This window comes from Collimonas pratensis (assembly GCF_001584185.1).
GTDB classification, from domain to species: Bacteria; Pseudomonadota; Gammaproteobacteria; order Burkholderiales; family Burkholderiaceae_D; genus Collimonas; species Collimonas pratensis.
Genome location: NZ_CP013234.1, coordinates 2,960,441 through 2,974,977 on the forward strand (window position 1 = coordinate 2,960,441; position 14,537 = coordinate 2,974,977).

Consider the following 14,537-nt stretch of genomic DNA (forward strand, 5'->3'; position numbering starts at 1 on the left):
GGTCATGTGACAGGACTTCGGCAGCGCTGGAAGGTTATCGGTTTACCGATCAATAGTGCGTGCAGTTGCCGCTGACGATGAGCAAAAGCTGGCGCCGGCGATTGTCAGAGCCGTGCTAAGGGCGGCAGTTCAAATACAGCGATAACCTTGTTGCGGCCATATCCTGTCATGCGATGGCGAATCCGTCGCCTTCCCTGACAACGTACATGACAAGCGAGATGACGGGTACTTAATTGGTACGCATCATGGATGGACCGCAACAAGATTGAATCATCGGATCATTTCACAGCTGCGCTTGCAAGATCGGCCCAATGCCTCAGCTAGCCCGGGCAGTAAGCCACTTATCCGAGGTCAGCGGGGTGCCGACAATGCGGATTTCCCCTAAGCTGCCTAAGAACCCGGTTGACATGTCTCCCGCCCATTGCCCGCAACCGACCGCCATCTGAGCCGCAGGCTTGACACTGCGAACGCCGTTCATGCCGGAGTTGTTTCGCAGGACAGGCGCGCCTTCCACATACAAGGTTGTGGAATACGAGTCACTCGGGTTATTAACGACGGCGATATGCAGCCATTGTCCTGCAGAGATACTGCCGGACCAGCATGTCAGGTTAGTGTTTTGATCGACCGGCACGATTTCCCACTGAATTTCCATCAAGTTCGACAACGCGAACATCAGACAGCAATCCCCATCGTCTGAAGCAAAGCCAGTGAGCTCTGAACGGGGCCGAGGCGATACAGGATGCCCATCCATCCATTTACGCTAGCGTCGAAGCCGGGATCAATCTTGATAAATGCTTCGACTGTATACCCGTTCGAGAACGGTTCGGTATTCAGAGAAGAGTTTGGATCGGTTGTGAAGTAAGAGGCTCTCGTGCCCGTGGAATTGAGAAAACGCAGACTTCCTGGGGATGCCGACAACGGATGATGATCCTTCGACCAAATCAGATCTCCCGGCTTGCCAAGTTCGGTGTGCAAAGAAATGGGGTTGACTCCAGCCGTTGATGCGTCCTTGATCTGCTGTCCTGCCTGATACGGGAAAGCATCCCCTTCGGCCGCCGCTGAATTAAAAAACCGCCAATGCGCGAGCGTATTGGCCACCTTTGGATAATCGTCGCTGCCAGTCGGCAGTACAACAGCTTTTTGCGGTGCCTGGTTGTAATTGGTAAGAATCAAGGACTTCGCTATATCTGTCAATGCTTGGGTTGATGTGCCAATCGGGATATTGAAATTTTTATTGAAAGATGAAAACCTCTTTGCGAATTGAAAATCCAGCGAAAAGCTTTGATTGGAATCTGTTAGCCACGCAACATCAAACTGATTAAGCGTGCTCGACGGCTTGACAGGCACCCATGGGGAAAATGAACTGGCCGTTATTTTGTTATTAGTCAGATCAAAGTCATACAGCCGCAGCAATCCGTTGCCGCCCATATATGCCATCTGATAATCGACCACCATTAAAACGACGTCGTTGCCAAAAGCGTTCTGTTTGATTTTCGTGCACGACCCGTGATAGTGCCCGCTGACAGCCATGAAAATCTGGTCGTTGTTTTTTATAAGCTTGTCCCACAAATAATTTGAATAGGCAGTGTCGGCCGCAGTGCTGCCGTCGCTGCCAATTCCCATCAATTGATGATTTACCAGGATCACCGGGATCGTGCTGTTGCTCGCTATAACCTGGTTTGCCCACGCGAGAGCATCATCGGAGGCTCTCCAAGATAGGGAGAGCACGAGAAACTTGTTACCTTCCGCGCTGAAAACATGATACTCATGGAATCCGGATGCATGCCTGCCGCCGAATGTGGCTTGCTGCTTGGCGCGTTCCGTCGGGAACACTTGCAGATACGGCTGGAAGATACCGGAACGATGACTGCCGCCGTCCTGGTAGCCATCGTCGTTGTTAAAGCCCGTCACACCAACGCCCCAATCCGGCCCCCATTGCATGTCATGCCCAATCGCGCCAACGTCGTGATTGCCGGCACAGATCGAATAGGGGCACTTCGCTACCTCCAGGACTTGCATGGCTTGGCTTGCCAGCTCCCACTCCTTGTTTACCTGGTCGCTATTCAGCTGTCCATTCGCCACCAGATTTGTACTGCTTGTCCATGGCGAGGAACCTTCTGCCGTGTAGTACCACGACTGATCTACCACGTCACCGAGATGAATCGTGAATGGTATTTTCAGATCGGCGCTATGTGCGGCAATCCACTGTGTCTGAGTTTTGAACGGATTGCTGTACAGTGGATTAATTGTCTTGTAGAGCTTCTGATATAACTCCCCCATCTTCTCAGAAGCATAGCGTGGATAAAATTGCGTATCGGGCAAAATGGGGATTGAAAAACTTGATATGGCCTTGACCGCGAGTGGCGGCGATGTTGTTCCACTCGGAGCCGTTGTTCCATTCGGAGATATTGTTCCACCTTGGGATCCTGTACCACTGGCGTCGGAGAAACTCTCCGCCCCGCCTCCACAGCCCTGCAATATCGTGCCCACCCCTGCTACGGACATCGCAAGCATCGATTTCAATATTTCTCGCCGTTTTTTTTCGGGAACGGAAGCGAGCTGATCCAGATTGACATTTTTCATTTGGAATTTTTCATTGAGTTTTAAAGGAGCCTGCCGAGGAGCTTTTCTCCAGAAAACGAGAGCTCCTTTTTTTATGCCTGGTAATTATAGGAAGCATTTATTACCGGCCAGTTAAAGAACTCCACGATCCAAAAATACCGCACTTATTCGCGGAGATCGTCAACGAAGAAACAACAACTGAACACGTCGGCGCAGGGAAATGACTGTTGGCCAGCGGCGAAAAATTCGACGAGCGTCGATGTAGTCGTCGGCGCTAATCCGAGACTACTTGCTGCGCACAGAAGGGAAGCGGATCCCAGAAAATCCAGGTCGCCTTGGCTGAAATAATGGAGAGTGCTTTTTTTGTCTGCAGAGTTGCTCTTGTCCGAAGAGCTTTATACGATTTCGTTCGGACTATCAAGAGCGGCTCTCGCCGCCGCCAACAGTTCGTTGTCGGTCAATAAGGCCAAGATTGCAGCAATCAGCCACCCTAATAAAACCCCGGACACCAGGGCAATGCCTTTGCCCGTAGAAACTGCATCCACCGGCACATACACGGATGTCACCATTTTTGTATTAAACGTCCGGTACGGGCTGAGAACTTCATCAAGTGAATTTATTTGATCGCGCAAAATGCGCATTTCAGAATCATTCGATGTAAGCATGCTGGTCAACACAATGCTGTCATAGAATTTTCGTTGCGTATTGTCGGATATCCCTGCCTTATTAACTGACTCGAGAATCTTTTTCTTCTCATCCTGCGCTCTTGCGAGCGATGCAGTTGCATCTTCCAGATTTTTTTTGTACTTGGTAACCGACGGTGTCAGTAACAAGGCATGCTCGCTTTGTAGCAACTGAAATGCCGCCGCTAAATTTTCCTCGGCCTGCTCAGGGGTATTGCCTCTGACGGACATTTTTATCAAGCTGCTCCCTTTTTCGAGGCTGGCAGTGAGCGTCTTTTTGATGACATCGCTACGCCCGCTGACTGATACGCCGGTGGGCAGCTTTTGCGATTGCAAAACCTGGTCCACAAATCCGGGAAATTTCACATGCTGAATTACGTTGTCCGGCGTCGCCAGCAAATTGCTGTTGGAACCAACCTGCCCGACTTGAAACAGCAGTGTCGCCGACCATTGCTGAGGGATAGTCAAAGCAATACCCATTCCCATCGCCGCACCGATAAAACCAAATATCGCGAACTTCTTCCAATGTCGCTTGATTGCTGAAGATAGAGTGGGAAGTGGCAAATTTAAATTTGTCGACGCATTCATCAATTAAATATATCCAAGGTGCTGTCAGTCCGATGATCCAGATAAAAGGACGGGCAGACGATTATCAGTTTTCGAAGCAAGCCAACACCATGCAATGCAAAATTGATGCCCACAGCAACTTGTGAAAGCCAGGCATCACTTTTCAAAAAAAAACCGAAAGACCAATTTTTTTATTCAAAAAAAATAAATCAGCATTTATATTTGCGCCTATGGATTTCCATGGAAACCATATGTTTGCAAATCCATTCATAGTTCTCTTCAATCTCGTCAAGCAGGCCGCCATATTGCGCCTCGACTTCCCGCCGCAGCTGGCCAGCCCTCTCCCGCATGGCATTTTCCAGATCCCCATGATTTTCCAGCGCGTCAAACATGCCAGCGGCGAGACTGTCGTAAAAATGCAGTTGATCCAGGTTGCCGCAAATGCGCTCCCAATCCTCACGAAAAATGGCATCGAAAGTCAAGCTCTCCATGAATCGCGCGGTGCCGGCCGTTTCGTCCAGATTGAGAGAGCCTAGTACCTGCGCCAGCAACATGGCATCGTCGTCTAAAATTTTCTGTGCCACACGGTCTGCTCCATCGATCCCGAAAACGCGACTATTCGCAAGACTCACAATCCGTTGATAGACTGAGCATTCCGGCTCAGACTATCTGCAGCCTCGGATGATTTCTTGGCGTCGATAGTGAACAATGCAAAAGAATATTTCAATCGGGCAATCCTGAATTTCGCGTAAGCATTTCCTCCAATCCTGGAATCGCCGGCCGACGACGAAGCTCATAAAAGAATGCCGCAAGCGCGAAATGCATTCGCCGATCCATCTCTGTCGCGATTACGCTTACATGACTGGCGTAAGGAATTCCCGACAAGGCGCTTCCCGGCGTTTGCGCAAATATAAAAATCCCCTAATGCCCCCTACTCCCGCATATCGCTTATTCGCGCGGCAAGTTCACCATCACGATAGATGTCTCCAGAAACACTGTTCGGCGCTATCTCCGCTCGGAAATCCCCGAGCCAATCTATGGGGATCGCCGTACACCTGCAGCAATCAATAAATGCGCGTTTCAACCCTAGGTGGTGAAGTCACGCAAGCAACGACGCATCGTGAAACAGATCCATCAGGATCTGCGGGAATTGGATGTCCAGGGATCTGCTGAAAGGGAAAGCCTTCGCCAAGGTATGGCGGGCGGGTCAATTCAGCATGCAAACGACAAACTGGATTTTTGTTGTTTCGAATTTTGAGTGCAGTTATTTGAGCCTGTTCACGCTAAACGAGACTACCCTGTACATGTTAGCGCTAACAAAATTTGTCAGTTTTGTTTTTTTTCGGTCAAATTTTGTCCATATGCAATGACAGAATTGCGGATCGCTTTCCGTTTGTTCGCCTGGATTAATTCGGCGGCGTGTTAGGGATTCGATGTGGCACGGATAGTGCTAGTGATATTGCCGCATAACAACTGTCGCACGCGGAACATATGACATCTCTTTTGAAAAACCAAATCTTTATAACGATCCCTGCCGGCCTAATACTCAGTGCGTGCGGTGACGGAGAAAGCGATTCCGGTACAGCTTCCACTTCAACCGGCACAGGTTCCACTCCGCCCGTACGGGGTCCACACCAACTAATGGATCTGTGGCCCCCACTACAGGTTGGGCAAACATAAAGGTGGGCGGTGGTGGGTATGTTCCGGGCATCACCCCCCCCCTACCGTGGCCAATCTGCGCTACGCCCGAACGGATGCCCGGATCGTCGCCGATACCAGCGTCTATGACCGTGTGTTCCTGTCTGGCCGAGGAATGATTTACAACTACTGAGTTGGCTTTGTTAATCCGGAGTGTCGCTGATCTGAATCGCGGACGCTCCAGTATATTTTTACGGACTTTTAGATGACTAAATTTACCCCTCGACACACTGCCACGCTACTGCTCGCACTGTTCCTCTTTGGCTGCGGAGGTGGAAACGATGCCGCCCAAGGTGGCAGCACAGTCAGCCAGAGCGGGAATGGCAGCGGCACTTCTGGTGGCACTTCTGGTGGCACTTCTGGCGGCACTTCTGGGGGGACTTCTGGCGGCACTTCTGGTGGGACTTCTGGTGGGACTTCTGGTGGGACTTCTGGTGGGACTTCTGGTGGGACTTCTGGTGGGACTTCTGGCGGGACTTCTGGCGGTAATGCAGGCGCCGCGACGACCGCCGCTTTGGTGGCCAAGCTCGGCAAGCCTTCTCGGGTGCTGGTCGGACTTGGTGCCGGCAATTCCTTGCCGCAAATGCAAAGCCAAAGCATTCACCCGGATATCGTCGACACCTACCTGGTGGGCGTCGGCGCGGGCTCATGGCCTACCTGGAACAGTCCAGACGGCGCCTACATCACATATACCGCGCAGGCCGTCCAGGCCTATGGTGCGACCCCGATGTTCACGTTTTATCAGATGGCGCAGAACGGCGGCGGCAACCTGAGCGGAATCAACGATGCGACGTTCATGAATAACTACTGGGCGCAGGCACGGCTGATGTATCAACGCATTGCCGCGCTCAATGCGCCCGTTCTGATCAATCTGGAGCCGGATTTCTGGGGTTTCGTATGGGCAGAGGCGCCCGGGCATGATCCAGCGCAGATACCAGCCGTCGTCAGCAGCCAGGCCGAATGCAGCGGATTGCCGAATACCGCTGCCGGCGTCGGCCAGTGCCTGGTGCAGATGGGCAGGAAGATCGCACCTAATGCATTGCTCGGATTCCCGCCCTCGTTCTGGTCTGGCTCCCCGGCTGAGATTGGCGCTGAAATGAAGGCGGTTGGAGCACATCAGGCGGATTTCATCGTTGCCCAAACCAGCGATCGGGACGCCGGCTGCATGGAAGTCGCATCGCCTCCAGCGGAATGCGCAGGACGAACCGGATCGTTCTATTGGGACGAAAACAATATCGCTACACCGAATTTTCACCAATCGCAGAGCGCGATCTCGGACTATCGCACCGCGCTAAGCAATGGACTCCCGATCCTGTGGTGGCAGACGCCCATGGGTGTGCCGTCCGCCACGCCTGGTGGCACTAATCAACACTATCGCGACAATCGTGTCGACTACATGCTACGCAACACACAGGAATATGGCGATATCCATACCTTCGCAATCGTCTTCAGCGCAGGGGGATCCTTTCAAACCACGATCAACACTGACGGCGGACAATTTGCCCGGCTTCTGGGGCTGTATCTCGCGCAAGGTGGCGCCGTCCTGCGGTAGTGACCGATGACGGTGACTGCACACGTATCGGCTCTGCAGGTTAATCCCATACGAAATTCCTGCTGGAAAAATTGTTCTTACGAACACCTTTCTCTTTTGAAAATATGACATCCATTTTGAAAAAACAACTTTTTACAACGGCCACTATTTGCCTGATACTCAGCGCTTGCGGTGGCGAGCAGATGGGATTTGCCGAGACGGGAGGCGCTGCGGCGGGAGACGCCCCTGTGGCAGGTGCCCCGGCGGGAGCCGCTCCTGTCGGAGGTCCCCTTGCGGGAGGCACTCCGGTTGCAGGCACTCCGGTTGCAGGCACTCCGGTCGCAGGCACTCCGGTCGCAGGTACTCCGGTTGCAGGCACTCCGGTCGCAGGCACTCCGGTCGCAGGTACTCCGGTCGCAGGTACTCCGGTTGCAGGTACTCCGGTTGCAGGCACTCCGGTCGCAGGTACCCCGGTTACAGGTACCCCAGTGGGAGGTGCCCCTGTGGTCCGCGCATTCACGCATCCAGGCGCTCCGCTCACCCTTTCGGATCTCCAAACTCTCAAGGCATACGTCGATCAGGGCAAGGAGCCGTGGAAGTCCGCCTACAACATGTTGGCGAATGACGGCACGGCCCATTTCACCTACCTCATGTCAGGGCCGTTCGCGAAAGTGAGCCGCGCCCCCGACGAGCATCTTTGGCCCTGGCGTAAGGACATGGGCGCGATCTGGAATCTTTCGCGGATGTGGTATTTCACCCAGGACGAACGATACGCGAAGAAGGCGCGCGAGGTCCTGCTTGCTTGGGCCAGCACCCAGACTGAGTTCTCGGGTCGCGAGTCGATGCTTGATCTGGGCGATTACGCTCTCCAGGTCGTGGGCGGCGCGGACATCCTGCGCAGCACATGGCCAGGCTGGACGGAAGCCGACACGACGATCGTCAAGAAGTACTTCAAGGACGTCCTGATGCCGGCATCGAACCCCTATGGCGACAGCTCCTACGGGGCCGCCAACAAGGGCGCACTGGCCCTCACCGCTCTTGGACTGATGGCGATCTACAACGACGACATCGAGGCATTGGACAAGGTCGTCTATCAGGCTCGCACGCTAGCCCATATCGGACTGCGCAATTCCAACGACATCGGCATGCTCGGCGACTACCTTCGTGACCAAGGACACTCCTATGGGCAGCTCAAGTCGCTGACCATGCTCGCCGAGGCGCTCTGGAGCCAAGGCATCGACATCTATTCCGACTTTGACAACCGCCTGTTGGCGGCGGGTGAGTATTTCGCGCGGGTGAACGAACTCGTCCCGACGACCGCCCTTCCTTTCGGCACCACCGATCGCTACTACCTCACCGACGTCACCAATCGCGGCTGGAACGGCGCCAATGGCGGAAACATAGCACTTAATCAGATTTATGACGCCTACGTCCTCCGCAAGGGTCTCCAGGCACCCTTCATCGCGCAGAGACGCCTCTGGATGCCGGTGGACGGCACCAGCTTCATGTTCCTCAAGGATTCCGACACCTCGAAAGCGACGCCGCCGCCGGCGCTGCCGATTCCGTCGACTACCTCGATCACCTCGGGATTCAGCAATGCCGACATCGGAGGCGCCGCTCCGGCGGGCGGGGCCACATACGCCGACGGCAAATGGATAGTGCAGGGAGCGGGTAACGATATCTTCTGGCACACGCAAGACGCTTTCCACTTCACCTACAAGGCCATCACCGGCAACGGCGCCATCATCGCGAAAGTCGAGTCCGTCCAGAACACCAGTCCGGCCGCAGTGGCGGGCGTGATGATCCGCACAAGCCTGGAACAAGGGGCTCCGCGCGCCTGGATGGCCATCGCTAGCAGAGGCAACGCCGAACAGAACATGCAGAAACTCGCCGTGTATGGTGGTTCGAACTATGGGACCAAAGCCCTGGGCATCGCCAGCGCCACGCCCTCGTACTGGGTGAAGCTTGAGCGCATCGGGAACATCATCACCGGCTACCTTTCTCCCGATGGCACCAATTGGGCTGCCACCGATGTCGGCCGCATCGACGCCCCCGTTCCTGATACGATCTATGTCGGCCTGGTGGTCTCCTCAGTCGCCAATAACACCCTGAACAGCTCCACCTTCAGCAACGTGCAGATCACCGGCGGCGACGGTGGTGCGCCGAGCGTCATCCCCGCGGCGCCCGCCATGCTGCTGGCCTCGCCGGGCGATGGCGCGGTCCCGCTGCGCTGGCAGGCGTCCTTCGGCGCCGCCAGCTACACGGTCAAGCGCGCTGCCTTCAGCGGCGGCCCAACCACAACCATCGCGTCGGGTGTTACGGGCAGCAGCTACACGGACAAGTCAGTGATCAACGGCACGACCTACTACTACACCGTCACAGCGACCAACGCCGCCGGCACGAGCGATAATTCTCCCGCGGACAGCGCTACGCCGCAGCGTCCGATGGTGAACCTCGCCACGGGCGGCGCCGCAAACGACAGCGGAAACAACGTGGCCAACGCCAGAAGCGCCTTCGACCAAAACTCGGGGACGGAATGGTTCCACCCGGGCGTGAGCGGCTGGCTGCAGTACGACCTCGGCCACACGGAGCGCGTCCAGCGCTATACGGTCACCAGCGCCAACGACAGGGACCCGCGCGATCCGAAGGACTGGCAGTTCCAGGGCTCCACCGACGGCTCTACCTGGGCCACGCTCGACACCCAAAGCAACCAGGTGTTTGCCACACGCTTAAAGCTGAAGACCTACACGATCGCGAGTCCGGGCTCCTATCGCTACTACCGGCTCAACATCACAGCCAATAATGGCGATAGCACCTTTACGGATCTCGCCGAAATTGGGCTGTTCGCTTCCAAGCCGTAGTGAACCCGATACTCGATTGACGCCGGGAGCAGGCGAGCAAGCGGGCGCGTCGTACTTGCCTGGACATCCGACGTGACCGTGCTGGCACCGACGGTCATCGTCGACAGCAAGTATGTGACGCACGTGGCCACGATTTTTTTGCAGGAAGTGCGACTACTTCGGATCGAGTCCGCTATTGCTCACATCTGCGCGCGCCTCGGGCGACGCCAGGTAACGGATCAGTGCACGGGCGGCATCCGGATGCTTGGCGCCAACCGGGATTCCAGCCGAGAAGGTGGTGATGCTTTGCACCTGCTCTGGAATCTTGCCGACAAAATCGATTCCCTTCACTGGCAGAATTTCGCTTACCTGCTGAAAGCCCAGTTCGTATTCGCCGCTGGCCACCAGCGTTGCGACCGGGATTTTCTGAATCATGTGCGCTTTGGGCTTAAGCTGCTCTTCAATGCCCAGTTTCTTGAACAGCTCGCGTTCAATGTAGACACCGCTTGCACTATCGGAGTAGGCGATCGATTTCGCCTGCAGCAGGGCCGACTTCAAGCCCTCCACCGTGCGAATATCCGGCTTCGTGCTGCCAGCCTTGATCGCCACGCCGATGCGGGAATCGGCCAGGTCGACGCGACTGTCGGCCACCACCTTGCCCTGCTTGATCAGATTGTCCAAGGCATAGCCGACCATGATCACGACGTCGGCCGGCTCGCCCCGCTCCAGGCGGTTGGGAATGGCTTCTGGCGCCTTGCCCATCGATGGCCCCCAAGCGGTTACCAACGTGTGGCCCGTAGCCGCTTCAAATTTGGGCTGTATTGCTTTGTAGGCGGCGGTAAAACCGCCCGAATTCATCACATTGATTTCATCAGCTTGCGCCGCGCCAGACCACAAGGCAAGGCTGAGCGTGCTGAGAGCGAATAGCCGGGACCTGATTTGTTTGATACGCACGATTTTTTTCTCCTACTTTTCTAAATTCAATAACGAGTGAGTTTGGCGAGCCATTATCACGAACGTCATTGCTAAAGTAAAATGCATAATTCTTTACGTTTAATGCGCTACACGCATCAATCGGAATTTGGCCGCTACGCTTTGATTGAAGCGCCCTGCTGATGATGGAGATGGCGGTAGCACAAAGCGTGCGGCTCGACGCGACGCTGAATGTTTCGCAACTAGCGCTGTCGGGCCGCATCGGCCAGCTGGGGAGCGAAATTTAGTAGGACATACTGGTGCACTATTGTCGCGATCGTCGAGGCGAGGTTTTTTCGATCATCTGGTACAACTGGCGTGCTGAAGGCGGTAGCTCGTGCCCGCGTCGGTGAATCAGCCCAACTGTCCGATCTACGGTCGGCTCCACTAACGGCACCGATGTGAGTGTGGCATGCTCGCCTTGCGGCATGGATAGCCGCGGCACGACCGCCACACCGAGTCCGCTTTCCACCATGCCCAACAAGGTCGATACATGCCTCGCTTCATAGCACCAACTCAGTCTGACATCTGTATTCGCCAGCGCCAGATCCATCAACAATCGATTGCCGCTGCTCTTGTCGACTGTCATAAAATCATGTTGCCCGAGTTCCGCCCAAGTCACTTTACGTTTTTTTGCGAGCGGATGATCGCGTCGGCAAGCAGCAACGAAAGACTCTTTCAAAATCACCTGGAAATCGATCGCAGGCTCCTGTGTGCCGATGATATTGATGCCGAAATCCGCCTCGCCGCGCGCTACGCTTTCCAGCACCGCGTTGGCACTGTCGTCGATGATACGCACGCGAATTTTCGGATATTGCTCGCGGTAAGCCCGCAGCACCTTGGGCAAAAAATAGTAGACCGCTGACGGAACGCAGGCAATGACGACTTCACCAACTTGCGATGCGGCCACCTCATGCATGCTAAGCAGAGAGTTTTCAAGGTCGTCGAGCAATGCGCGTGCCTTGCGGGAAAAATCTTTACCTACTGCGGTCAAGCTGACACTGCGTGTCGTCCGGTCAAACAGCCTTACTCCCAGGGCAATTTCAAGTTTTTCCACACGTCGACTGAGTGCCGGCTGCGACAGGTGTATCGAATCAGCCGCCGCGCGAAAGCTGCCCAGTTCGGCTACTGCGACAAAGGCACGCAGATCGCCCAAATCAAAATTCATGTTCATAATGCATCAATCACAAAGAATTTTGCAAAATACAGATAGATACGATAACGAGAAACTCTATTCATGGCAAGTTGCCCTTACCAGGAATTGCAAAAGGGGCATGAATAAGCTCCTTCATTCAATGCGTCTATCGATAGTGCGAATAGAAGCGATTTTGGGACGCCACTCTTCTTTATCTCCAACGAATGCCGTTGCGGTTAATTGCAGGAAAGAACGTCACGCTGTTGTAGTATTTGGCAATTATCATTCCTTCGTTTTTTTCCTTATAAATGAAGGCATAGAAAATGCGACTACGACAATCCTTCCTGCGTCGCCCGCTGGCGCTCGCCATCGGTGCAACCCTAGTATTAGCAGCCTGCGGTGGAGGATCAGATCAGCTGGGCACTCCGCAATCTACGTCATCGGCGTTAACCATTCCGCCAGCACCGGCAGATCCCGGCTTTGTCGATGCCGCACCAGTTGTTGCATCAGCCCCTGCTTTTGTCGACAATGTGACCAGCAACCAGCGTGGAGACGCACGCTACGCAACTCTTGAAACAAATGCCGGAGTGCGTCTTTTGGCAGGCTTCAAGGCAATCTGGCAGCCACTCACCGATCTTGTCGACGCTGGCGTTACTGCGCCGGCAGTTGGTAATTTTCCTGCGATTGTGCCGTCAACCTGGACAGGCATTCCGAACGATGGCACTCCTGGCGGCACCGTACTCAACACAGCTGTGCACAGCGCGAACATCCAGTATGTAGTTACAGCGACGTCTAATCGCACTTCAGCTCAGGCAACGGCGGCTTATTTGGACGATCGTCGTGGCAAGGGATATAGCGTCACCGATGGCATGGGACCTCTGACGACAGCATGGCGCCAAGCAGCGCAACAGACGACAAGCATTACGACGGTCCCTGCCGACGCAACCACTGTTTTGTACAACGACAGCGGCAATAATACTGGGGTCGGCGGCAGCGCTAATCCGGCATTTGGTGGCGTTGTGGATTTTATCAACACCATGGGCAACAACGGATCAACGGAGCCCGCCAAACGCTTTTACAAATATGCCCGGCCATTCCGTTGGAGTAGCAGTGTAGCCGTCGTACCGGCTCTTGTGCCTGCAGAGAGCTCTACACCCGCAACCGATGGCGGTTTTACCAGCGGTCATTCGGCAGAGGCAACCCGCGACGCAGTGGCGATGGCCTATGCGGTTCCTGAGCGATTTCAAGAGATTATCAGCCGTGGCTTGGAACTGGGAGAAAACCGGATTTTGGCAGGTATGCACTCGCCGTTGGACGTGATGAGCGGACGCGTACTTGCTCAAGCCGTGGTTGCCGCCAATCTGATCGACCCAGCTAACGCGACTGTAAAAGCTACCGCTGTGGCGCAGGCCCATACGGCGCTCATGGCGCAAACCAATACAACTCCCGATACCTTTAATGCTTTTGCCCACTCTGTTAGCGCTACCGCAGACCGGTTTGCTGATTATGCAACCAACAAGGCAAATTATTTGCGCCGCATGACCTACGGCTTTACACAAATAGCCGCAACTACAACGCCCGCTGTCGTACCCAAAGGTGCCGAGGTGTTATTGGAGACGCGATTGCCTTACCTCAGTGATGTTCAGCGTCGTGTCGTGCTGAAAACCACCGCCATTGCTTCAGGCTATCCCGTTTTGGACGACCCGGAAGGCTGGGGGCGTCTCAATCTTTTTGCGGCAGCGGACGGATATGTGGCCTTCAATGGCAATGTTGTTGTATCGATGGACGCCAGTAAAGGAGGCTTTTATGCGATTGATACCTGGCGTAACGATATATCAGGCGCTGGGAAACTGACGAAGCAAGGAAGCGGGGTTCTCAAGTTAAGCGGCAATAATACCTGGAGCGGCGGTACGCAGTTGGAGGGGGGAACATTGGAGGGAGATTCCGTATCAGCTTTTGGTGCGGGCGACGTGTACGTTGCCGACGGGACGCTGGCAAGCAATGCATCTGGTGCACTGAGTATCCTCGGGAAATATACGCAACTGCCAAGCAGCACATTGGAACTGAATTTAGGGAACGGTCAGCAAGGAGCATTTGCCGCCGTAGGGAATATAACCATTGCCGGCGGCACTCTTCACATCAAATTCCAAGGTGGGTATAAACCGGCCGTTGGAGCAACGATCACCGTTATCACCGCAGCAAATTTCAAAGGAAAATTCGATACGATTTCTGTAGACGGTTTCTCTGCGATCCCGCTTTACAGCAATACTGGCTTGCAATTGCGTATTGCTACCTAAAAACCAGAAAAGATTAGTATCTTTCGCTAGATTGCTGATCGTCGCGGCAACACGCGCGACGATCAGCGCGTTCTGGGACGCACATCTTGTCTTGATCACTTTCGACCCAGATTGCCTTAGTTGCTGCAGGGTTGGGCATCGCAATCATCCCAGCGCTACAGCAGCGCATGCAGGTCAGCACGGTAGCCTATCGAAAAATTGACAGTGAAGAGGCATATTCCTCTATCTGGATGGTGTTTCGTCGCCATCAGA

9 protein-coding genes are annotated in these 14,537 nt (G+C 54.6%); 3 read left to right on the plus strand and 6 right to left on the minus strand.

Translation table 11 applies throughout. From position 1 onward, the window contains the following. Positions 1-316 precede the first annotated feature (316 nt). The 4 genes from CPter91_RS27350 to CPter91_RS13405 all read right to left on the minus strand — a co-directional run bounded on the left by CPter91_RS27350 (position 317) and on the right by CPter91_RS13405 (position 4,396). The gene (locus tag CPter91_RS27350; protein ID WP_061941110.1) at positions 317-673 is read right to left on the minus strand and encodes a LamG-like jellyroll fold domain-containing protein; all 357 of its coding nucleotides are present in this window, start codon (positions 671-673) and stop codon (positions 317-319) included. Then, positions 673-2,583: a metallophosphoesterase gene (locus CPter91_RS13395; RefSeq protein ID WP_236905809.1), complete on the minus strand. Its 1,911-nt coding sequence runs from the start codon at positions 2,581-2,583 to the stop codon at positions 673-675. The genes CPter91_RS27350 and CPter91_RS13395 overlap by 1 nt, the downstream gene beginning before the upstream one ends. 374 nt (positions 2,584-2,957) lie before the next feature. Further along, complete coding sequence (locus CPter91_RS13400) at positions 2,958-3,833, minus strand: GumC domain-containing protein (protein ID WP_150119690.1); 876 nt, start codon at positions 3,831-3,833, stop codon at positions 2,958-2,960. A gap of 188 nt (positions 3,834-4,021) precedes the next feature. Beyond that, entirely contained in the window at positions 4,022-4,396 is a 375-nt protein-coding gene (locus CPter91_RS13405) for a hypothetical protein (RefSeq protein ID WP_061941115.1), read from the minus strand. 1,628 nt (positions 4,397-6,024) lie between these two features. Between CPter91_RS13405 and CPter91_RS13415 the strand changes: the two genes are divergently transcribed. Together CPter91_RS13415 and CPter91_RS13420 are read left to right on the plus strand one after the other, a co-directional pair. Beyond that, positions 6,025-7,062: a hypothetical protein gene (locus CPter91_RS13415; RefSeq protein WP_417924819.1), complete on the plus strand. Its 1,038-nt coding sequence runs from the start codon at positions 6,025-6,027 to the stop codon at positions 7,060-7,062. Between the two features lie 482 nt (positions 7,063-7,544). After that, positions 7,545-9,902, plus strand: a complete 2,358-nt coding sequence (locus tag CPter91_RS13420; protein WP_236906049.1) for a discoidin domain-containing protein — start codon at positions 7,545-7,547, stop codon at positions 9,900-9,902. A 153-nt stretch (positions 9,903-10,055) separates the two neighbouring features. Here the strand turns inward: CPter91_RS13420 and CPter91_RS13425 are convergent, their stop codons facing one another. Together CPter91_RS13425 and CPter91_RS13430 are read right to left on the minus strand one after the other, a co-directional pair. Then, positions 10,056-10,820: a substrate-binding domain-containing protein gene (locus CPter91_RS13425; protein ID WP_417924859.1), complete on the minus strand. Its 765-nt coding sequence runs from the start codon at positions 10,818-10,820 to the stop codon at positions 10,056-10,058. A gap of 298 nt (positions 10,821-11,118) precedes the next feature. Continuing rightward, a complete protein-coding gene (locus CPter91_RS13430) occupies positions 11,119-12,027 on the minus strand; it encodes a LysR family transcriptional regulator (RefSeq protein WP_061941119.1) in 909 nt (302 codons plus the stop codon). 284 nt (positions 12,028-12,311) lie between these two features. Here CPter91_RS13430 and CPter91_RS13435 point away from each other — a divergent pair, with 284 nt between their 5' ends. Continuing rightward, a complete protein-coding gene (locus CPter91_RS13435; protein WP_061941121.1) occupies positions 12,312-14,285 on the plus strand; it encodes an acid phosphatase in 1,974 nt (657 codons plus the stop codon). Positions 14,286-14,537: the final 252 nt, after the last annotated feature.